Origin of the sequence: Campylobacter concisus (assembly GCF_003048985.1) — a bacterium.
Classification (GTDB): Bacteria; Campylobacterota; Campylobacteria; order Campylobacterales; family Campylobacteraceae; genus Campylobacter_A; species Campylobacter_A concisus_AY.
Genome location: NZ_PIRS01000010.1, coordinates 53,328 through 72,937, shown reverse-complemented (window position 1 = coordinate 72,937; position 19,610 = coordinate 53,328). Strand labels below are relative to the sequence as shown.

At 40.2% G+C, this 19,610-nt stretch carries 25 protein-coding genes; 3 read left to right on the top strand and 22 right to left on the bottom strand.

Annotated elements, in window-relative coordinates; translation table 11 throughout:
• Nucleotides 1–94: 94 nt before the first annotated feature.
• The 3 genes from CVS91_RS07685 to CVS91_RS10585 all read left to right on the top strand — a co-directional run bounded on the left by CVS91_RS07685 (nt 95) and on the right by CVS91_RS10585 (nt 2,399).
• A complete protein-coding gene (locus CVS91_RS07685) occupies nt 95–682 on the top strand; it encodes a flavin reductase (protein WP_103608518.1) in 588 nt (195 codons plus the stop codon).
• A gap of 322 nt (nt 683–1,004) precedes the next feature.
• On the top strand, nt 1,005–2,183 hold the full coding sequence (gene nhaA / locus CVS91_RS07675; RefSeq protein WP_107831397.1) for a Na+/H+ antiporter NhaA: 1,179 nt from the start codon (nt 1,005–1,007) through the stop codon (nt 2,181–2,183).
• Nucleotides 2,184–2,270: 87 nt separating this feature from the next.
• Entirely contained in the window at nt 2,271–2,399 is a 129-nt protein-coding gene (locus tag CVS91_RS10585) for a hypothetical protein (protein ID WP_265094395.1), read from the top strand.
• A gap of 77 nt (nt 2,400–2,476) precedes the next feature.
• Here CVS91_RS10585 and CVS91_RS07670 read toward each other — a convergent pair whose 3' ends face one another.
• The 22 genes from CVS91_RS07670 to CVS91_RS07565 form a co-directional block, all read right to left on the bottom strand.
• Entirely contained in the window at nt 2,477–2,947 is a 471-nt protein-coding gene (locus tag CVS91_RS07670; RefSeq protein WP_107831395.1) for a FixH family protein, read from the bottom strand.
• A complete protein-coding gene (locus tag CVS91_RS07665; RefSeq protein ID WP_107831393.1) occupies nt 2,940–3,509 on the bottom strand; it encodes a hypothetical protein in 570 nt (189 codons plus the stop codon). The genes CVS91_RS07670 and CVS91_RS07665 overlap by 8 nt, the downstream gene beginning before the upstream one ends.
• A gap of 106 nt (nt 3,510–3,615) precedes the next feature.
• Complete coding sequence (locus tag CVS91_RS07660; RefSeq protein WP_021092876.1) at nt 3,616–3,828, bottom strand: DUF4006 family protein; 213 nt, start codon at nt 3,826–3,828, stop codon at nt 3,616–3,618.
• Nucleotides 3,828–4,691, bottom strand: a complete 864-nt coding sequence (locus CVS91_RS07655) for a cbb3-type cytochrome c oxidase N-terminal domain-containing protein (RefSeq protein ID WP_107831391.1) — start codon at nt 4,689–4,691, stop codon at nt 3,828–3,830. The genes CVS91_RS07660 and CVS91_RS07655 overlap by 1 nt, the downstream gene beginning before the upstream one ends.
• Nucleotides 4,679–4,891, bottom strand: coding sequence for a cytochrome c oxidase, cbb3-type, CcoQ subunit (locus CVS91_RS07650; RefSeq protein ID WP_103569449.1), 213 nt, complete (start codon nt 4,889–4,891; stop codon nt 4,679–4,681). The genes CVS91_RS07655 and CVS91_RS07650 overlap by 13 nt, the downstream gene beginning before the upstream one ends.
• Nucleotides 4,892–4,900: 9 nt before the next feature.
• Nucleotides 4,901–5,566, bottom strand: coding sequence for a cytochrome-c oxidase, cbb3-type subunit II (gene ccoO, locus CVS91_RS07645; RefSeq protein ID WP_103630962.1), 666 nt, complete (start codon nt 5,564–5,566; stop codon nt 4,901–4,903).
• Nucleotides 5,566–7,056: a cytochrome-c oxidase, cbb3-type subunit I gene (ccoN, locus tag CVS91_RS07640; RefSeq protein ID WP_107831389.1), complete on the bottom strand. Its 1,491-nt coding sequence runs from the start codon at nt 7,054–7,056 to the stop codon at nt 5,566–5,568. The genes ccoO and ccoN overlap by 1 nt, the downstream gene beginning before the upstream one ends.
• 92 nt (nt 7,057–7,148) lie before the next feature.
• Nucleotides 7,149–7,832 carry a response regulator transcription factor gene (locus CVS91_RS07635; RefSeq protein ID WP_107831388.1) on the bottom strand — a complete coding sequence of 228 codons (684 nt, stop codon included), beginning with the start codon at nt 7,830–7,832 and terminating at the stop codon, nt 7,149–7,151.
• Nucleotides 7,825–8,565, bottom strand: a complete 741-nt coding sequence (locus CVS91_RS07630) for a sensor histidine kinase (RefSeq protein ID WP_107831386.1) — start codon at nt 8,563–8,565, stop codon at nt 7,825–7,827. Before CVS91_RS07630 ends, CVS91_RS07635 begins: the two co-directional genes overlap by 8 nt.
• Complete coding sequence (locus CVS91_RS07625) at nt 8,558–9,202, bottom strand: sulfite exporter TauE/SafE family protein (RefSeq protein ID WP_107831407.1); 645 nt, start codon at nt 9,200–9,202, stop codon at nt 8,558–8,560. The genes CVS91_RS07630 and CVS91_RS07625 overlap by 8 nt, the downstream gene beginning before the upstream one ends.
• A 22-nt stretch (nt 9,203–9,224) precedes the next feature.
• Nucleotides 9,225–10,343 carry a glutamine-hydrolyzing carbamoyl-phosphate synthase small subunit gene (carA, locus tag CVS91_RS07620; protein WP_107831384.1) on the bottom strand — a complete coding sequence of 373 codons (1,119 nt, stop codon included), beginning with the start codon at nt 10,341–10,343 and terminating at the stop codon, nt 9,225–9,227.
• Nucleotides 10,343–10,894, bottom strand: a complete 552-nt coding sequence (locus CVS91_RS07615) for a DUF507 family protein (RefSeq protein WP_012001188.1) — start codon at nt 10,892–10,894, stop codon at nt 10,343–10,345. The genes carA and CVS91_RS07615 overlap by 1 nt, the downstream gene beginning before the upstream one ends.
• A gap of 49 nt (nt 10,895–10,943) precedes the next feature.
• Nucleotides 10,944–11,384, bottom strand: coding sequence for a hypothetical protein (locus tag CVS91_RS07610; RefSeq protein WP_021089386.1), 441 nt, complete (start codon nt 11,382–11,384; stop codon nt 10,944–10,946).
• 251 nt (nt 11,385–11,635) lie between these two features.
• Nucleotides 11,636–12,496, bottom strand: a complete 861-nt coding sequence (locus CVS91_RS07605) for a formate/nitrite transporter family protein (protein ID WP_103569455.1) — start codon at nt 12,494–12,496, stop codon at nt 11,636–11,638.
• 180 nt (nt 12,497–12,676) lie between these two features.
• The gene (locus CVS91_RS07600; protein WP_002939334.1) at nt 12,677–13,123 is read right to left on the bottom strand and encodes a hydrogenase 3 maturation endopeptidase HyCI; all 447 of its coding nucleotides are present in this window, start codon (nt 13,121–13,123) and stop codon (nt 12,677–12,679) included.
• Entirely contained in the window at nt 13,123–13,467 is a 345-nt protein-coding gene (locus tag CVS91_RS07595) for a formate hydrogenlyase maturation HycH family protein (protein ID WP_107831382.1), read from the bottom strand. Before CVS91_RS07595 ends, CVS91_RS07600 begins: the two co-directional genes overlap by 1 nt.
• A complete protein-coding gene (locus tag CVS91_RS07590) occupies nt 13,464–14,288 on the bottom strand; it encodes an NADH-quinone oxidoreductase subunit B family protein (protein WP_087581730.1) in 825 nt (274 codons plus the stop codon). The genes CVS91_RS07595 and CVS91_RS07590 overlap by 4 nt, the downstream gene beginning before the upstream one ends.
• A complete protein-coding gene (locus CVS91_RS07585) occupies nt 14,285–14,824 on the bottom strand; it encodes a formate hydrogenlyase complex iron-sulfur subunit (RefSeq protein ID WP_002939210.1) in 540 nt (179 codons plus the stop codon). The genes CVS91_RS07590 and CVS91_RS07585 overlap by 4 nt, the downstream gene beginning before the upstream one ends.
• Nucleotides 14,821–16,557: an NADH-quinone oxidoreductase subunit C gene (locus CVS91_RS07580; RefSeq protein WP_009294856.1), complete on the bottom strand. Its 1,737-nt coding sequence runs from the start codon at nt 16,555–16,557 to the stop codon at nt 14,821–14,823. The genes CVS91_RS07585 and CVS91_RS07580 overlap by 4 nt, the downstream gene beginning before the upstream one ends.
• The gene (locus CVS91_RS07575) at nt 16,554–18,035 is read right to left on the bottom strand and encodes a hydrogenase 4 subunit F (protein ID WP_103612818.1); all 1,482 of its coding nucleotides are present in this window, start codon (nt 18,033–18,035) and stop codon (nt 16,554–16,556) included. Before CVS91_RS07575 ends, CVS91_RS07580 begins: the two co-directional genes overlap by 4 nt.
• A gap of 2 nt (nt 18,036–18,037) precedes the next feature.
• The gene (gene hyfE / locus CVS91_RS07570; protein ID WP_012001181.1) at nt 18,038–18,682 is read right to left on the bottom strand and encodes a hydrogenase 4 membrane subunit; all 645 of its coding nucleotides are present in this window, start codon (nt 18,680–18,682) and stop codon (nt 18,038–18,040) included.
• A 1-nt stretch (nt 18,683) separates the two neighbouring features.
• Nucleotides 18,684–19,604, bottom strand: a complete 921-nt coding sequence (locus tag CVS91_RS07565; RefSeq protein WP_002939300.1) for a respiratory chain complex I subunit 1 family protein — start codon at nt 19,602–19,604, stop codon at nt 18,684–18,686.
• Nucleotides 19,605–19,610: the final 6 nt, after the last annotated feature.

Genomic DNA, 19,610 nt, shown 5'->3' with positions numbered 1-19,610 from the left:
TTCTCACTTAAGCTAAGCTTTGAAAATTTTTCTAAATTCATTAAAAATTTAAGCCTTAAAGTGCTGGGGGCTACAATTTCAAAAAGGAGTAAAAATGCATAAAGAGTTAAACAGATATGGCTTTTACTACGGCTTTCCAGTTTTGCTTGCCACCACAAAAGATCAAAAAGGGCGAGATGATATCACCGTGCTTTCATCCTCTTGGACGCTAGGAGATAGCGTGGTACTTGGCATCGGAGTTGATAACAAAGGCTATAAAAATATCCAAAATGGCTCAGACATCACGCTAAATTTATGTGATGAGAGCTTGCTTGAAGCTATAAAAAAGATAGAAAAACTAACAGGCGACGAGGATGTGCTAGAGGAGAAAAGAGCCCTTGGATACAGCTACGAAAGTGATAAATTTAAGGTGGCAAATTTACACAAAGAGCCAGGCGTAAAGGCAAAAAGCGTGCGCATAAAAGAGTGCAAGATACAGATAGAAACGATCGTAGAAAAGTGTGAGATAAAGGAGTGGTTTTGTATAGTCACTTGCAAGATAGTTGGCATCTTTGTGGATGAAAATTTGTTAAAAGATGAAAAGATCGATACTAAAAGTTGGTCGCCTCTAATCTATAAATTTAAAGAGTACGTTAAAACTGGCAAGCGTTTGGGCTTAAATTTTGGCTTTAAAGAGGTTTGATCTAGCGTTTGGTAAATTTATTTGGCTTTGACCTTGGCTAAAAACTTTTGGCTGCAAATTTAGCCCTGCTATCAAGTTTCAAAAGCTCGCCGCAAACAGCCTTTGCACGCTTACATATATCTAAAATTTCATTCATTTTCGCTCCTTAATCTATAAAAACCGTGTGCAAGCGTCCCGCTCCCGCAAGCGCGGTATGGCAAAATTTAGCGATGCGTCTACTAAATTTACCTTTAAATTTGAACTGATTATAGCCAAATTCGCCCGAATTTTATGCGAGCGTAAAAATACGCTATAATCGCCGAAATTACGAAAAGGAAGCAAAATGGGCGGAATAAAAGAGTTTTTAAAACACGAAGCCAGCGGCGGGATTTTGCTGATGATCGCTACGATCGCGGCGCTACTGTGTCAAAATACGTTTTTGAGCGATTTTTACAACGAATTTTTAAATACCAAATTTACCATGAGCTTCGGCGAATACGGACTAAGCAAACCCCTGATCTTGTGGGTGAACGACGGGTTGATGGCGGTATTTTTCTTTCTCATCGGACTTGAGCTAAAGCGCGAGGTGCTGGAGGGCGAGCTAAAAAATCCGTCGCAAATCGCGCTACCAGCGATCGGCGCGGCAGGCGGCCTGATAGTGCCCGCGGTTATCTTCTATCTTTTTACGAAACACGACTCCTTCGCGCTTGGCGGCTGGGCGATACCGACGGCAACGGATATCGCGTTTGCTCTGGGGATTTTGAGCCTACTCGGGCCTCGCGTACCGACTAGTTTAAAAATTTTCCTCATGACGCTAGCGATCGTCGACGACCTTTGCGCGATCGTGATTATCGCGCTATTTTACACGAGCGAGCTTAGCGCCCAAATGCTTGCGGTCGCGAGCGTTTGTCTAGCCGCGCTTTTCGTGCTAAACAGACTCGGCGTAAAGAGCAAGGCGGCGTATCTGATCGTAGGCGCGGTGATGTGGGTATCGGTGCTAAAATCAGGCGTTCACGCCACGCTTGCCGGCGTCGTGGCGGCCTTTTTCATACCGCTTAGCTTTAAAGACGAGCCAGGCAAATCTATGCTAAAAAGCATCGAGCACGACCTGCACGGCTGGGTAGCGTTTGGCGTGCTGCCGATATTTGCCTTCGTAAACGCAGGCATCTCACTGCGAGGCGTCGGACTGGACGAGATTTTGTCTCCGGTAGCGCTAGGCACGGCGCTGGGGCTTTTCGTCGGCAAGCAAATCGGAGTATTTGGATTTAGCTTTTTGGCGATCAAATTTAAGCTAGCCAAGCTGCCCGAGGGGTCAAATTTCATCCAGCTTTACGGCATCGCCGTGCTTTGCGGCGTAGGATTTACGATGAGCCTTTTCGTTAACGGCCTAGCCTACAACGACACGGACGCCTTTGCCTACACCGACAAGCTCGCTATCTTGCTAGGTTCGGTAGTTTCGGGCGCCGTCGGGTTTATATTGCTTAAATTTAGCGCCAAAAACCAAAGCACGCGCATAAAATAGTGCAAGATACAGATAGAAACGATCGTAGAAAAGTGCGAGATAAAAGAGTGGTTTTGTATAGTCACTTGCAAGATAGTTGGCATCTTTGTGGATGAAAATTTGTTAAAAGATGAAAAGATAGATACGCAAAAATACTCGCCGCTCATCTATAAATTTAAAGAGTATGTTGCAACTTGCAAGCGTTTGGGATTAAATTTTGGCTTTAAAGAGGTTTGATCTGGCATTTAGCGAATTTGCAGGTAAATTTATTTGGTTTTGACTTTGGCAAAAGAGATTTTAGACGTAAATTTAACTTACTTTGTAGCGTTAAAATCAAATTTATAATATCTCGTATCTTGCTTGTCGCTTAGCCTTAAAAGTAGCTGCCACCTACCCTCTTTTAGGCTAACACTATCACTTACAAGCTCGTTTTCTTGCCATGAGGCGCTTAATGTTTTGTTGTCTTTATTTGTTTGCGGACGAGTTAGTAAAATTTCATAGCTAAGGCTTGAAATTTCGCCACTTTTTGGCGTTAGGAGAAATTTAAATTTGCCCTGCAAGCCTTGAAAATCTGGCTCAAATTTAAGCTCAAATTTCTTATCAAATCTCGCCTCGCTCTCTTTTATAAATGTGATGTTTTCATCAACACTTTGGTGACTTTGCATATAAGCACTATCCATCTCGACTGGGTTGTTTATCGCAACAACAATGGTTGCAGCGCATGCCAAGATGATAGCCACTATGCTAAGCACGATGCCATAAGGCCAAAAGCTCTTTTTAGCCATTTTTTACCTTTTTGTAAAAGATGATGAGAACAAAAAATGCGATCAAGCCGTAGATGAAAATTCGCAAGAAATTTAAGGTCGTCTTGTTTGAGCTACCGATGCCGCTTTCTAGCTTTAAATTTAAGCTCTCAGCGATCTGCTCGGCGATATCAGCGTAGCCGTTTAAGATAGCGGCGTTATAGACATCTTTGCCGTTTTTTGAGACCAAAATGGGGATAATGGTGCCTGATTCTGGATTTACACTTAGAATTTGCTCCTTGTTAAAGAGCTTTGAAGTGTTTGTATCGCTAAAAATTTCAACCTTTTGCTTATCTTTTATGAGCACTAAAAAGACAAAAGGCGAGCTTAAATTTTGCTCTTTAAAAAGCATGCCCAGCTCGCCATCTTTATATACGCCAACTACTAAATTTATGCCACTTTTTTGATAAAGCTCGCTGCCGATCTCATTTAGCTTTTGGCTCACTTTTTGGCTTAAAATTCTATCATCATTGATAACAAAATTTGCACCCCAAGCCAAATTTTGCCACAGCAAAATGATAAAAATGAGTGCAAATTTCTTCAAATTTAGCCTACAAATAGGTGATTTGGTGTAAGCACTGACCAAGCACAAATTGTGCCTGCGACGACTATTAGCAGGATAATGGCTTTTTCTATTATGCCTAGCATCGCTACTCCTTTACAATGACGTGTTGAGCGTTATCAACGCTCTTCATCTCGATGCTAGCTGCATCTTTTAGTGAGTAAGGTTTGGTTGCGACCTCTTTTTGCAAGCCGATGCCAACGTATGTAAGCACCGCTAGGATAGAGAGCAAAAGCACCACCGCTATTAAAAACCCGCTAATGCCATTTAAGGCAAAGACATTTCTATTGTTATTTTCCATTATTCGCCCTTTGATAGCGATATGACGTACTCGCCAACTGCGCTTTGCTGGATCTCATTTAGCCTGCCATCATTAAATTTAGGCATAGTGCCGATCGCACCTTTTTTGCCGCGATTTAGCACGTCAGCCACAAAGCTAGCCGAGCCATATTTGCTAAGATCAACCGACATACCATCCATGCCCTTACCATCTTCGCCGTGGCATGAGGCACATGCAGCATAAAGCTCTTTGCCAGTTGCTACTAAATTTTCATTTTTAGTGCTTTTTATCGCGCTTATCTCTTTGGCTACGTAAGCTGCGATCGCCTTTGCGCCATCAGCGTCAGCTAAGCCTGCTGGCATCTCACCCATAGGATAATCAAGCCCTTTTGAGCCATTAAGTATAGTCTCAACTATGCCTTTCTCGCTGCCCCAAATTTGTAAATTTGCAGCCTTGCCGCCTATGCCATCGCCTGTGATGCCGTGACATGCTGAGCACTGCACGAGATATATGCTCTCGCCCATAGCGTGAAGCGTCTCTTTGCTTGGATTTGCATACTCTTTTTCAAATTTAGCGTTTGCTTCTTTGACCTCTTTGTTGTACTCGCCGATTTGTGAGTAAGAATTTAGTGGGTAGCCCAGCAAATAGTACCAGATCGCCCAAACTAACATAAGTAAAAATACAACTGCCCAGCCCAGCGGAACAGGGTTTTTATACTCACCTATGTCGTCCCAGTTGTGCTCGCTAAGCTCCACGTTATCTTCTTTTTTTGTTTTCATTTGTCCAACGTATTTACCGGCTATTACAACGGTTATTACGATTGTTAAAATGGCACCTATTAACGCAAGTAAATTTATATTATCTTCTAAATTTAGCCATTGCATACACTCTCCTTTATAGCCTTGCGCTCTAAAATTTCGCCACCGATCTCATCGTTAAGCGCTAGTTTTGAGTACTTCTCGTAGTTTCTTCTGCCATTTTTTTCGCTCTTATAAAGATGAAAAAAGTAAGCGTACAAAGTGATCGCCAAAAATACTGTCAAGAAAAAATAGCCATAAGCTTGAAGCTCTCTAATGTTCTCCATCTCTCGCTCCTACTTTAGGCTATTTAGATAAGCAATCAGTGCTACGATCTGGCGAATTTCACCTTTTTCAAATGCACTTTTTACCTGCTCATCTTTCATGTTTTCAACGATAGCTGCAGCCTCAGCCTTGACATTAGCATTTGTCTGCTCTAGCGTGCCAAGAGCTGGCATATCCTTTTCGTCATAAGGCGTGTTAAAGACCTTTTTAACCGTTAGCGCTTCAGCGTAAGCAGTCTCGATATCAGCATTTTTCTTAAATAAAAATGGATATGCTGGCATGATCGAGCCTGGCACTACTGAGGCTGGATTTAGCATGTGATTTTCATGCCAGTCAGTCGTTCTATAATTACCCACACGCATAAGATCTGGACCTGTTCTTTTTGAGCCCCAAAGGTGCGGACGATCATAGGCAAATTCGCCGCTTAGCGAGTACATGCCATATCTATCGGTCTCTGCCTTAAACGGACGGATCATTTGAGAGTGGCAAGTGTTGCAGCCATTTTGCATATAGATGTTTTTGCCAGCTAGCTCTAAAACGGTGTAAGGCTTTGTGCCCTCAAGCGGTCTAGCTCTGTTTGCAAAGTCTGGTAAAATTTCAACTATGCCAGCGTAAGCGATGACGACAAATACACAAACCGCAAAAAAGAATGGATTTTTTTCTAGCCAAGCAAACATCACATCACCTCCGCGCTAGATTTTGCCCCGCCGCCCATTGGCGAAGCGCTTTTTGGCTCTGCTAAGATAGCTTTAGCAGAAGTTGATTTGTAGATGTTATAAGCAAACATCAAGAAGCCAACTAGATAAAGAAGTCCGCCAATAGCCCTTATATAGTAGTATGGGATAAGCACGACTACCGTATCTATAAACGAGTAGAGTAAATTTCCATAGCTATCAGTCGCTCTCCACATCATACCTTGCGTGATACCAGCGATCCACATAGATGCAAAGTATAAGACGATACCTGTTGTTTGTATCCAAAACTGAGCTTCCATTAGCGATTTTGAGTAAATTTCACGCTTAAACACGCGCGGTGTCATGTGATAAAGTGCCGCCATGATCATAAAGCCAACCCAGCCAAGAGCGCCATCATGAACGTGTCCTGGCACCCAGTCAGTAAAGTGCGCTAGGGCGTTTACAGACTTGATAGAAAGTATCGGACCTTCCAGTGTTGAGAACATATAAAATGTAGAAGCTAGGATCATAAATTTGATAAGCGGACTCTCTCTAAGCTGCGCCCACTCGCCCTTCATCGTAAGAAGGATATTTATCGCGGAGCCCCATGAAGGCAGGATCAAAACGATAGAAAAGACTGAACCCATAGTCTGCATCCAATCAGGTGTAGCAGAGTATATGAGGTGGTGTCCGCCAGCCCAAAGGTAAATGAACATCAGACCCCAAAATGAAAATAGCGATAGTTTATATGAAAATATCGGCTGACCGCTCTCTTTTGGTAAGAAATAATAAATTTGAGCGATGATGGCCACTGTAAAGACGAATGCAACCGCATTGTGACCATACCACCACTGAACCAAAGCGTCGTTTGAGCCAGCATACATAGAGACAGAGTGCAACCATGAGCCATATCCACTAACGAGCCTTGTTGGAACTTCCATATTGTTAAATAGATATAGCATCGCAACGCCTAAAAATGTAGCGATGTAGTACCAAACTGAGATATAAAGTGTCTTTTCGCGGCGAATACCAATAAGACCAAATATACTAATACCCCAAAGCACCCAAACCAAAACCACTGCGATATCTAGTGGCCACTCAAGCTCGGCGTATTCTTTTGCTGTGCTCTCGCCCATAAAAAGCGTAACAACGGCTAAAATCATAACAAGCATATATAGCCAAAAGTGAAGCTTGCCAATAAACATCAAAAATGGCGACTCACTCATCGAGACCTTTAAAACACGCTGTCCGATGTAGTACCATGTGGCAAAGATACCTGAGAGCATGAAGCCAAAGATAATGCCATTAGTGTGAAGGGGGCGCAGTCTTCCAAATATAGAATACTCGCCAGCTATGTAGTTAAGCTCTGGACAGGCCATTTGAAAGGCTATAACTACACCAATAACCATGCCTATGATACCAAAAAGTATCGTGGCAAACATGAATAGCTTTGCTACACTATAATCATAGTGTAGCAGCTGAGATGGTTGCATCAATTCTCCTCCTAGTTAAATTTATATTAACGAATTGTTATTCTAAGATAAAAAATCTATAAAAAAACTTAATTAATATAAATTATTTAATACTAAGAAATTCTTCTGTCTATTTTGTAACCAAGTCCAGGAACATTTTTTATAAAGCTATTGCCAACTTTGTCTCTAACACGCTTAACAAAGGTTCTAATAGCTGCTTCGGTAACGCTCTCGCCAACCCAAACGACGCTTTTGATCTCATCGTGAAGCACAAGCGTACCAAGTCTTTTTATCAAAAGTGAGATAAATGCAAGCTCTTTTTTGGTAAGTGAAATTTCAACGCCATCTCTGATAAGAACGCGCTTAATTTTGTTAAAACTATATCCGTTTGCCACTTGGATGATATTTGATGTTTCTATCTTATTTTTTGCAACATTTTCTAACGTATTTAAAAGATCATCCGCCATGATAGGTTTTATGAGATACTTATCAACGCCAACATCGATCGCCTTTAACAAAGTCTCTTTTTCACTGTGCGCACTTAGGACGATGATAGGTGTATCTTTAGAAATTTCTTTGATGTTTCTTGTCATATCAAGTCCATCGCTAATTGGCATAAAGGCGTCTGTAATTACCATGTTCGGATTATATTTTTTAAATTTTTTCAAACCTTCATCACCATTTTGAGCAGTAAAAACTTTCTCAAAATTGTCACTTAGCACATCGTGCATGATCTTTTTGCTGTCGCTATCATCTTCGACAAGCAAAACCGTTAGGTTCTTTAAAATTTTATTCATCTATCTCTCCTTTGTGTGGTAACTTTATTAAAAAACAGGCTCCATTATCGCTGTTGCCCGCTGTTATTTCTGCGTTAAATTGATCTATTATTTGCTTTGACATATAAAGTCCTAATCCAGTGCCTTTGGCATCTTCTTTGGTGGTAAAATATGGCTTAAAGATCTCATCTATCACATTTTTATCTATGCCGCCACCGTTATCTTCTACACTTAGGTAAGCAAATTTTTCATCGCTATCAATCTTTATTTTTATATTTTTATCTTCTATCTTTTGTAAATTTAGTGCGTCTTTTGCGTTATTTAGTAAATTTATGATGACTTGCATGAGCCTGTTTTTATGACCATAAATTTTAGAGTCCCCTAACACCTCAAGCTCTATATGGATGCCCTCTTTTTTCATCACGCCTTTTACGATCTGTATCGATGCTCTAGCTGCATCTGCTAGGCTAAATTCTTGAGAAAGTGTATTTGGGTTTAAAAACGAGCTAAACTCATCAGTAGTTTCTGACATATACTTTATGATCTGCATAGCCCTCTCATAAGAGCCGATAAATTCGCCATCTTCGCTACCCGCAAGCTTTTTCATCTTATATAAAACTAAACTTAGCTCATTTAGCGGCTGCTTCCACTGGTGAGTTATATTTGCCATCATCTCGCCCATCATCGCAAGCTTAGCAAGCCTCATACCCTCGCTACTTGAAAGGAATTTTTCGTCTAAATTTAAACTAGACATTTACTCTATATCCTAAAAACGATAGATAAAGTCCGTTTAAGATCATTATGCAAGCTGAGAGCTTAAACATGATCTCTTTAAATTTCTCTCTTAGTAAGCCAAAAACAAAGCTAGCTAGCAGCATCGCTGGTAAGGTGCAAAGCCCAAAGATAAGCATTATCAGAGATGCGTCAGCCACATTTGCGCTTAAAACTCCAAGTGCTAAAAAATAATAGACCACGCCACAAGGCAAAAGCCCATTTAAAAAGCCAAGCAGTAAAAAATTTGCCAAATTTCTCTTTTGCACGCTTGTTTTTGCCATTTTTACTATAAATTTAAGTGCTTTTTCGCTCTCTATAAATTTTAAAAGCTCGCCCCTAAAAAGCAAAGCGATACCGATAAATGCGATCACTAAGCCAACTATGAAAAATATCACGCCTCTTGCTTGCATACCAAAACTAATGGCTGCCCCAAAAGCGCCAAACAAAGCTCCCAAAGCCACATAAGCAAAAATTCTAGCTAGGTTATAAAGCGTGCTTAGCATTAAAATTTCACTCTTGCTTTTGCCTTTAAAAAATAGAGCTTGCAAGCTCAAAAACCCGCTACACATGCCGATGCAATGACTAAAGCTGCTCAAAATCGCAACTGAGATAATCATGTAAAGGCTTATGTTTTGCATATTATAAAATTTCTAAAAACTGCTTAAATATATATTTGCTCTCGTTAGGGCCGCTGCTTGCTTCTGGGTGATGTTGCACCGAGAAGATCGGATAGCCCTTGTATCTTACGCCCTCGATCGTGTTGTCAAACAAATTTCTATGTGTCACAACCGCTACTTCAGCGATGCTCTCTGGCACGTTGTAGTTGTGATTTTGCGTTGTTATCTCGATCGCTTTTGTCTCTAAATTTAATACTGGATGGTTTGCTCCATGCTGACCAAATTTAAGTTTATATGTCTCGTATCCAAAGGCATTTGAAAGCAGCTGATGTCCAAGGCAGATGCCAAATATAGGGATTTTTGCCTCTATCATTTTTTTGATCTCAGCGATTTCGGCCTTTAAATTCTTTGGCTCGCCTGGACCATTTGATAAAAAGACACCATTTATCTCACCATTTTTAAATTTATCTATCAAAACTTCAGCCTTAGTATCGTGTGGCACGACGATGACCTCAAGGCCAGTTTCACATAGCTCATTTAAGATATTTCTCTTTACACCAAAGTCAAAAACAGCTATCTTTTTGCCGATACTTTTTAGCGGCTTATATGATTTTAAATTTCTATCCCAAGCGCCTTTTTTATGCTCGTACTCATCCATTGCGCTCACTGTTTTTACATAGTTTATATTTTCTATGCGTCCGCTACTTTCAAGCCTGCGTTTTAGCTCATCTTTGTCACTTATCTGCGTTGAGATGTATGCCATCAAAGCACCCTCATCTCGTAGCATCTTTGTTAGATATCTAGTATCAACGTCGTAAACGCCAAATTTGCCCTGCTCTTCGAAAAATTTACCCAAAGATTTTTGCGAGCGGTAGTTTGACGGAGTCTCGTTGTAGCTTCTCATTATGACGCCACTTGCGTGAATTCTAAGGCTCTCCATATCATCTTCGTTTATGCCAACGATGCCGATCTCTGGCATAGTAAAGACGATAAACTGACCAGCATAGCTTGGATCGCTCATGATCTCCTCATAGCCAGTCATAGAGGTATTAAAAACGAGCTCGCCTGCACACTCGCCGTGAGCACCAAAGGCCTTTGCCTCTAAAAAAACGCCGTTTTCAATATAGATATAAGCTTTCATTAAAGCATTCCTCTTTTTTTAAGCTCATCTTGATATAAACGCTCAAAAATCAGGTCGTATTCGTCAGTTCCTGGGATAAGTTTGCGTTTGTAGTTTTGCATCATCTCATAGACGCTATCTTCTATCTTCTCATAGCTCTTTAGATACTCATCTATCGAGCCATATATCACGTTTTTTACGCGGTTTTCAGATACGCTATAATCAACCAACCCGCTCTTCCAAATAGTCTCAAGTATCTTGTGGGCGACATTGCTAAATCTATCTTCATGAGTTAAAATGACGTCAAATTCGCCAGCAAGTTTCTTTTTAACGAGCCAAAACATATTTTTGCGGTCGATTTGCATAGTTTGCATCTCGTCCTCGTTTTTCTCTAAAAGCTCATTTACTCGCTCATCCAGCGCTCTTTCTTTTTGAACGTCAGTAGTTAAAATTTCACTTGCTTTTGCTACGATTGGCTCGATACCTTTGTTTAACTTTACAAAACCACAGTTTAAAAGATCTATTGCTATTTTATGTGAGACATAAGGTACGTGTGGAAGTTTTATACGCATTTTAAACCTTTAAATTTTTATGCCATTGTAACTAAATAAAGGTAAAACTTTACTTTGAAATTTTAACGACTTTATCATTGTCACTTCTTAGAAAATAAATTTCTCTTCGTCCGTCATAAAGGACTTTGCCGCTTGTTTTTTGCTCGCTTTGTAAATTTGAAGATAGATCCATCTCAAGTGGCTTACTCATAAAATAAGCCTCGCCCAAGCTTCGTCCAAAATCAGGATACCAACTGAGTGCGCAAAGCAGGAGTAGGAGTAGATAAAAGGCTCTAAAAATTTTCCTAAATGGCGCGTAAAAGAAACAATATCCAAATATAAAAAACACAGGTAAAAGCCACAAAAAAGGCACGTTATCCACAAAAATCACATTGAAATACTCGTTTATGCCATAAAATGAAAAGTAGTTGTTGTAAATTCCAACAAATAGCGTAAAAATAGGAGCAAGAACAAATATAATGCCAGTAAAAAATGCATTGAAAATTTTCATAAGCTCTCCTTTTTTCGTGGGATTATATTAAATTTTAGCTTTATTATTGCTCTAAATTTATTAGCTAAGATGTTTTAAACTCCAAAATGTCACAAATTTTCAAAAACAAGAGAGTTAAAACGATAAATTTTAAATTAGTGTGACATTTTTTAGATGAAAAATAAGAGATTTTTTTGAAACTTTTAAGGTAAAAAAGAGAGAAATTTAAAATTTAGCCTTTGCCATAATAGCAAAGACTAAAAGGGAGTTTATTAAGCTTTTTTCTTCATATCAAATTTATTAGCCATGAAGCCAACAAGACCAACAAAGAAAAGACCACCGCAGATGTTGCCAAGTGTAACTGGGAGCAAGTTTTTGCTTAAGAAATTTGTCCAGTTGATGACATCTAGTTTATCAGCTGTAGTGTGAAGTAAAGCTGCTGCAGCGTTGATGTCGCCACCGCTTGCTGCTATGTAGTGAGCTTTAGAGATGATAGCTTCAGTGATGATGAACATATTTGCAACGCAGTGCTCCATTGAGCAAGCAACGAATGCACCGATCATCCACATAATGGCAAAGAATTTACCAGATAGGTTACTCTCGCTTGTCGCAGTCCAGATAGACATACAAACAAAGACGTTACAAAAGATACCACGAAGAAATAGCTCGTGAAATGGTGCTGTGATCTTGCCAATAGCTGCTGGCACGAAGTGTTGCAAGATGTAGCCGTCATACTTTAGTGGCAAACCAGAGTAGTAGTACATATAAGCGATCAATGCGCCACCAACGAAGTTAAATATCCAAACAATTACCCAGTAGCTTATGGTTTTGCCAAGTGGCAATTTGCCCTCATACGCACTAACACCGCTTAAAACAGAGCTAGTAAATAGGTGACCGCCATAAAATACAACCATCATGAGGCCGCAGCTAAATGTGATACCACCGATGAAGTTTGAAAGACCGATAGACTGTTTTTCAGCCATACCAACTGTTGAGTGAGCCCAGAAGATATCACCCATAGCAATAGCAGCACCAGCCATGATAGCAAGAAATATAATGCTTACAAGTGGAGTATGGGCTTTATGCTCCATTGAATTTGAGACCGCTTGAGCGGTTTCTGCCGGATTTAACATCACGTCTCCTTTTTATTTCTAAGCTTCTTTGATCTATAAAAAACAAAGAAGCAGTGCCAAAGATAGACATTTGGTGTTAAAATTTAATGTTTAAAGCTTAGTTTTTACACTAAATTTCAAATCCAAAATGATCAAATTTATCTTTAGCAAACCCCAGATTTAATTTAGCACTTGCTAAATTTAACCAACTAAATTTTTATCAATCTCTACAATTCTTAAAAAAGCTTTTCTGGCACTTTTTTTAGCCTGCTCGCTTAGGCCCTCTTCAAAATCAAGGACATTTTCAAGCAAGACACTAATGCCAAGAAAAAGCGTCTTTGGGCAAATTTTTCGCAAATAGCTTAAAAGCACTGGCGTTGGGAGGTTGTGGGTTGAGTAGATGTAATCTCTATCGTCACTTAGATCAAAAAACTCTATCTTATCCTCATCAAAACCACTCATCGCATCGACTACTATCAAGATATCAGGTGCAAAATCTCTAATAGCTGAAAATTCATTCTCAGGCACATCTTGCCCAAAAAATACCTTCCACTCTTTTAGCTCCTGCTCTACGATGCGGCCGACTTCATTGCCCACATCATCATCGCCACGCATAGGATTACCGATGCAAAGGATGGCCTTTTTCATCAAAAGTCCTTCCTAAGCACGATATATCCCTCTTTTAAATTTGCCAAAATTTCTTTAAGCTTACACTCACAAAGCTGTGGCAAGAGTCTAGTGATATGCTCAGCAAAAATTTCAACTTCAAAATACTTGCTTAAATTTCCGATCTTAAATTTTACATATTCGCCTGAGTTTTTGATCATCTCGTCAAATTCCTCATCGCTTAGCTCTAAGATCTTCTCGCTAAAATCAATCGTACCAACACCGTGTCCCACGCAAGTTGAGAAAATTTTTATCTCCTTTAGCTCGCGTGGAAGCTTCTCGTTGTCGTCCATATGCCTTTTTGTAAGCTTATAAACTTGAATCATCTTTTACTCCAAACCTCGCTATCAACATCGATCGCAAAATTTTTACCAGCTTTTGCGTATTTTAGATAGACGTCATTATGCAAAAGTGCCATACACTCAGCATATCTAGGATCATCTTCTTTTTTGATAGCTGCTACAACCGCTTCACGTGCAAGCTCTGGGTTGTGGATATCTCTTGAGGCTTTGATAGCGTCCATATATTTTTCAAATAGCGTTCTACCAAAGATATAGCTCATCAGCCTTTTACTTTCAGCTTGCAAGTCACGCTCAAACAAGATATCGCCCATTACTGACTTCTCAACTGGTGGAGGCGTAGTGCTGTCATTTTCATAGCTTTTTTTATGCAATTTTTGATCGATGATGCCAAGAGCCATACCAAGACCGTAAATAACACTTGCTGGGTGTGGAGGGCATCCTGGGATATAGACATCAACTGGGATTATCTTATCTATACCACCCCAAACGCTATAAGCGTCGTGGAAAATTCCACCTGTGCTACCACAAGCGCCAAAAGCAACTACGATCTTAGGATCTGGGGCTGCTTCATAAGCACGAAGAAGTGGGTAATACATCTGTCTTGTGACTGGTCCTGAGCAAAGCAAGATATCAGCATGTCTTGGGTTTGCTACAAGTTTAAAGCCAAAGCGCTCTGGATCCCACATCGGAGTGATAGCAGCGAAAATTTCGATCTCACAACCGTTGCAGCTTCCGCAGTCGATCCTATAAACGCTAAAGCTTCTTTTGATATTTTTTAAATGCTCTAGCTTTGCAGTTAGGTCATTTGCTGTTTTTATGTCCTCTGGGACTTGATATAGACTCATTTTATAGCCTCCTCAACGCCTTTTGTTAGCCTCTCAGCAGATTGGTTTTTCTTGCACTCTGGGCAGATAAAAAGGTACTCTTTTGCCTCTTCAAGTCTGCCTGGGAGTAAATTTGCTGTGCCAAGCTTTTCAAGAGTGAAATTTATAAGCCTTTTTGGTGTAAATGGCTTGCCGCAGCATTTGCAAGTTTGCATCTCAAGCTCGCCTCTTTGTATAAGAGCGCTCTTGTCAAATTTAACCGCAAGCTCAAAGCTATCGCTAAGTCTTACAGCTCCAGTTGGGCAAACCTCATCGCAGCGTCCGCAGAATATGCAGCGACCGCAGTCAAACTGCCAAACAAGCCTTGTTTGCTCATCGTTCATCTTAAGCTCTATTGCGTTACTAGGGCAAGCGATACCACAAGCTGCACAACCTATACAAAGATCGTATGTATAGTCTGGCTGACCGCGGAAATTCTCAGGCACAATATATGGCTCAAATGGATAGGCGTATGTCGCCTTTCCATATTTTTCTGTGATGTCAAATAACTTCATCATCTTAAATCCTTCTTACTAACCCCGCCATCTTGACAGAATTTTTTAAGGTCTTTTTCTGTTAAAATTTTACTTTTTTTAGTCCTTACATCAACCAAAGTAACACGCTCGGTGCATGAGTAGCAAGGGTCAAGTGAGCAAACGATAAGTGCAGCGTCACTTATATTGTTTCCTCTAAATTGATACCTTAGGCTTGGCCAGTTGTTATATGTCGCAGCCCTACATCTCCAGCGATATACTTTTTGAGCGCTACCTTGCATGATCCAGTGAACATTTTCACCACGTGGTGCTTCGTCGTGACCAAGTGCGAAATTCTCAGGCTTGATCATAGTCACAGGATCGATCATGATCGGAGTTTGAGGCATCATCTCAAAGCATTGGCGGATGATGTGGATAGAGCTTTTTAGCTCTTTATATCTAACCATCTCACGAGCAAAAACGTCACAACCATGCTCAACTGCTACTTCAAATTCTATCTGTTTGAAGAAGTCGTATGGATGATCGTAGCGGTTATCACGTTTAAAGCCAGAGCCTCTCATGTTTGGACCAACTGGGCTAAAGTCACGTGCTATTTGACGATCCAATATACCTACACCTTTCCAGCGTCCGATTTGGCGTTTATCTTCCAAAACTGCATCCCAAATTTCTGAAATTTGAATGTCAAGTTTGTTGATGATCTCTAAGCCTTTTTTGATCTCATGGTTTGTCATATCACGTCTTAAGCCGCCCATAACGACGTTGCCGTATGTTTTACGTCCGCCAGTTACAAGTTGAGCTAGCTCCATAGAGTACTCACGAACCCTAAAGATATGCATGAAAGCATTGTAGTTACCAGTAACCTCACAAGCTAGACCGATATTTAAAAGGTGGCTGTGAAGACGCTCGATCTCAAGACAGATGACGCGTATAGCTTGAGCTCTTAGTGGGATTTCAAGCTTAATAGCTTTTTCTGCTGCTTCGATACAAGCAATAGCGTGAGCATAACCGCAAATTCCGCAAACACGCTCTGCAAGATAGCCCATTTGATCATAGTTCATTCTGTTTTCAGCTAGCTTCTCCATACCGCGGTGTTGATAGAACAAGCGGTAGTCAGCGTCAATAATCTCATCGCCGTCGCAGAAAAGTCTAAAGTGACCAGGCTCATCAGATGTAACGTGTAGTGGTCCAAGTGGCACATCGACTACTGCGTCGCCTGTTGGAAATAAAAACTCCGCATCAGGCTCATCTCTGTGATCAACCGGATCAGGGCGGTAGCGGTAGTCCATAGCGTCTTTTCTAAGTGGATGAAGTCCGTCTGGCCAGTCATCACTTAAAACTAGACGTCTTTTATCAGGCAGACCCTCAGCTACTAGGCCAAACATATCATAAGCTTCTCTTTCATACCAAACACAAGCTGGTACGAGCGGAGTAACTGATGGAAATGTCGGATCGCTTCCTGGGATAAGAGTTTTAACTGTGATAAAGCACTTATCTTCAGCTGCAAAGTCGTCCGCCTCAGTCATCTTGCTACCTTCCATTGAGATAGCATAGTAAAGCGCATAGCAGCCATTTATCTGGCGCTCGTCGTTTGGTATCATAGTGCTTATAAAGCCACCGATATCATAATAAAGTGTTTTAACAGCTAGTGGAAGATCATTTCTATCAACCAAAACTGTGATCTGATCGTCTGCTTGACGAGTTACTTCTAAAATTTTTACCTTTGTTTTTAGGATTTCAACAAATTTATCGCCTCTCATTTTAAAGCTCCCATCATTATATTAACACCGTTATTTACTAGCGTATAAAAGCTATCTACGTGCCATACGCCAAAGATTATGATAAGGGCACAGAGTGCTATAAGAGGTAAATTTTCAAATAAACTCATCTCTTTATTATGAACAACCACACCTTTTGGCTCGCCAAAGCTTGCCATATTAAAGTGCGCAAAGTCAGCTATGAAAATAACTGCAAGTGCAATAGCAAATAGCGCAACTGCGATGTATTGACCACTTGTGATAGCTCCAACAAAGACGTTATATTCGCTAACAAATATAGCAAATGCTGGAACACCAACTAGTGAGCATACAGCTGCACCAAACATAATAGTTGTAATAGGTGCGATCTTAACCATGCCGCCCATCTTACTCATATCTTTGTGGCCGTAAATTCTTGCTATATTACCTGTTGAGCAGAAAGCCAAAGCTTTTGTAAAGCTGTGAGCTAAGCAGTGGAATATCGCTGCAAATAGACCAAATTTACCGCCAACACCAAGTGCAAATGCGATAACACCCATGTGAACGATTGAGTGGTATGCAAACATTCTTTTTACGTTGTGTTGTCTTATTAGGAAAAATCCTGCTACAAAAAGTGTGATAGTTCCTGATACGATCATTACGCCTTCAACAAAGCTAAATCCAACTGCTTGAGCTGCAATAGCGTAGTATCTTAAAAGTGCAAGCATCGCACATTTTAAAAGTACGCCTGATAGCAATGCTGAGATAGGTGCTGGACCTTCAGCGTGAACGTCTGGCAACCAAGTGTGAGTTGGAGCAAGACCAGCTTTTGTACCAAAACCAATTAGCGCAAACACAAAGATAAGTTTTGCTGCATCTGGGTTTAGATTTTTAGCGTTAGCCATTATGCTTGAAAACTGCATAGAAGCCTCGCCGTCTCCTAGTGTGCTATATGTAGCTGAGTATAGAAGAACGGTTGCATAAAGAGCAAATGCTAGACCGATTGAGCAAAGAACGATGTATTTGTAACCACTCTCTGTTGATTTTTGATCTTTGTGTATAGCAACCAAAAATACAGAAGCTAGTGTAGTAGCCTCGATAGCTGCCCACATAAACGCAACGTTGTTGCAAATAACGCTTAAAGTCATTGTAAAGATAAATACATGGCTTAGTGCGTAGTATTTTTTAAGATCGCTTAAGTGGATGTGTCCATCTTCAAGCTCCCATCTCATGTAATGGATAGAGTAGAAATTTACTATAAATCCAGTTACGGCGATAAGCACCAAGAAAACACAGCCTAAGCTATCTAAGAATAAAAATTTATCAAAACTATAAAAAGTTCCGCCACTTAAAACTTTAAGAACATTGTTAAGTAAAGCCACTGATGTCGCAGCAGAAAACAAGACATGAAGTCCGCTAAGTACTGCATAGTTTTTAGGACTTAAAAACAAGATCAAAGCACCAAGGAGCGGTAAGATAAGTATTAAAGCTAAACTATCCATCTCTAACCCCTTAAATTTGAAGCTTTAGAAGTATCTAAGCTATCATAAGCTTTATAAAATCTAATCGCTAGAACGCTCATGATAATAACAGCAAATATCGCATCTGTTAAAATTCCAAGCTCAACTAGCTCATGTGAGTTGTAAGCCATTAGAGCAAGGCTTAGGTGGATACCGTTTTCAAACAAGCAGTAAGCTAGAATTTGTTTTATAAATGAGTTTCTTAGCATGAAGCCAAAAATTCCCATCATAAAGACTGTTCCAGCAGCGATCAACATGATCTCTTCTTTGATAAGAGAGAATTTTAAAAATATAGGGTGGATACTCATTGAAAGAGCTAGAGAAAATCCCATAGCAATAACAGGACTTACAAAAAATCCACCAACTGGCTCATCTTCGCTAACTACGCCAAGTTTTTTGATAAGCCAGAACAAAATTCCTGGCACGAAAAGAACTTTGGTAAAAAACGCAACGATCGCCCAAGTTTTTAGCTGCTCAGCGTTAAATTTCTCAGATAGCAAGAAAAATATACTAACTAAAAGTAGTGTCTCTATCGCATAAGCGATGATTGAGAGTTTCAAGCTTCTAAGACCAAAAACCGCAAGCGAAGTTACGATCATGCAAATGGCTAATATATCTAGTGTTTGCATCTCACGCTCCTACTACATAAAGTGTTAGTGCAACAAACGAAATAGCAAGTGCACCAAGAGCATTTTTGCGTAAAGATGAAGTCATTTTAAAGCGTGGTCCAAAGTTGTCTATAAATACAGCTGCGACGTAAAATACTCCAGTTTTTATCACAAAAACGATAATAGCTAAGAAAGGATTGCTAAAGTTCCATGGCTCAAATATGCTTAGGAAAAGTCCGATCATAGCAAACTGTTTTAATATAAGTGATGCTTGAACTAGGCCAAGGTCGCTACCAGCATACTCACCAAGAACACCCTCTTGAAGCTCTTGTTCTGCTTCAGCTAAGTCAAATGGCTTTCTACCAGTCTCAACATACATACACCACAAAAATGCGATAGAAGCAACGGCAAAACTTGGAATTTGATATCCGATAACGCCAGTTCTTACCATCTCTTGGATCTCAACTAAATTTGATGTTTTAGCTGCAAGCATAACTACGATTAAGCACATAATCATAACTGGCTCAACATAAACACCAAGCATTTGCTCCCTGCCACCACCTGTTGCTGCAAATGGGTTGCCGCTATCCATTGAAGCTGCACCAAATACAAATCTAAGTAGCGCACCAAGATAGAGGATAACAAATATATCTGAGTAAGCTCCAAATACAGTGTCTTTGCTATAAGTGATAGGTATAGCAGCTAGCACTGCAGCTGAAGTTGCAAAAAGGAAAAATGGAGCCCATCTAAATACCCAGTGAGAGCACTCAGGGACGGTTCTTCCTCTTCTAAAAAGCTTTATAATGTCGCGATATGTTTGAAAGAAATCGCTACCTTGTTTTGATTGAAGTTTAGCTCTAAGTTTTCTTGCCATACCATCAAACAAAGGAGCTACCAAAACGATAACGACTACTTGAAATATCATTAAAAGTATAGTTTGCATTTTCGT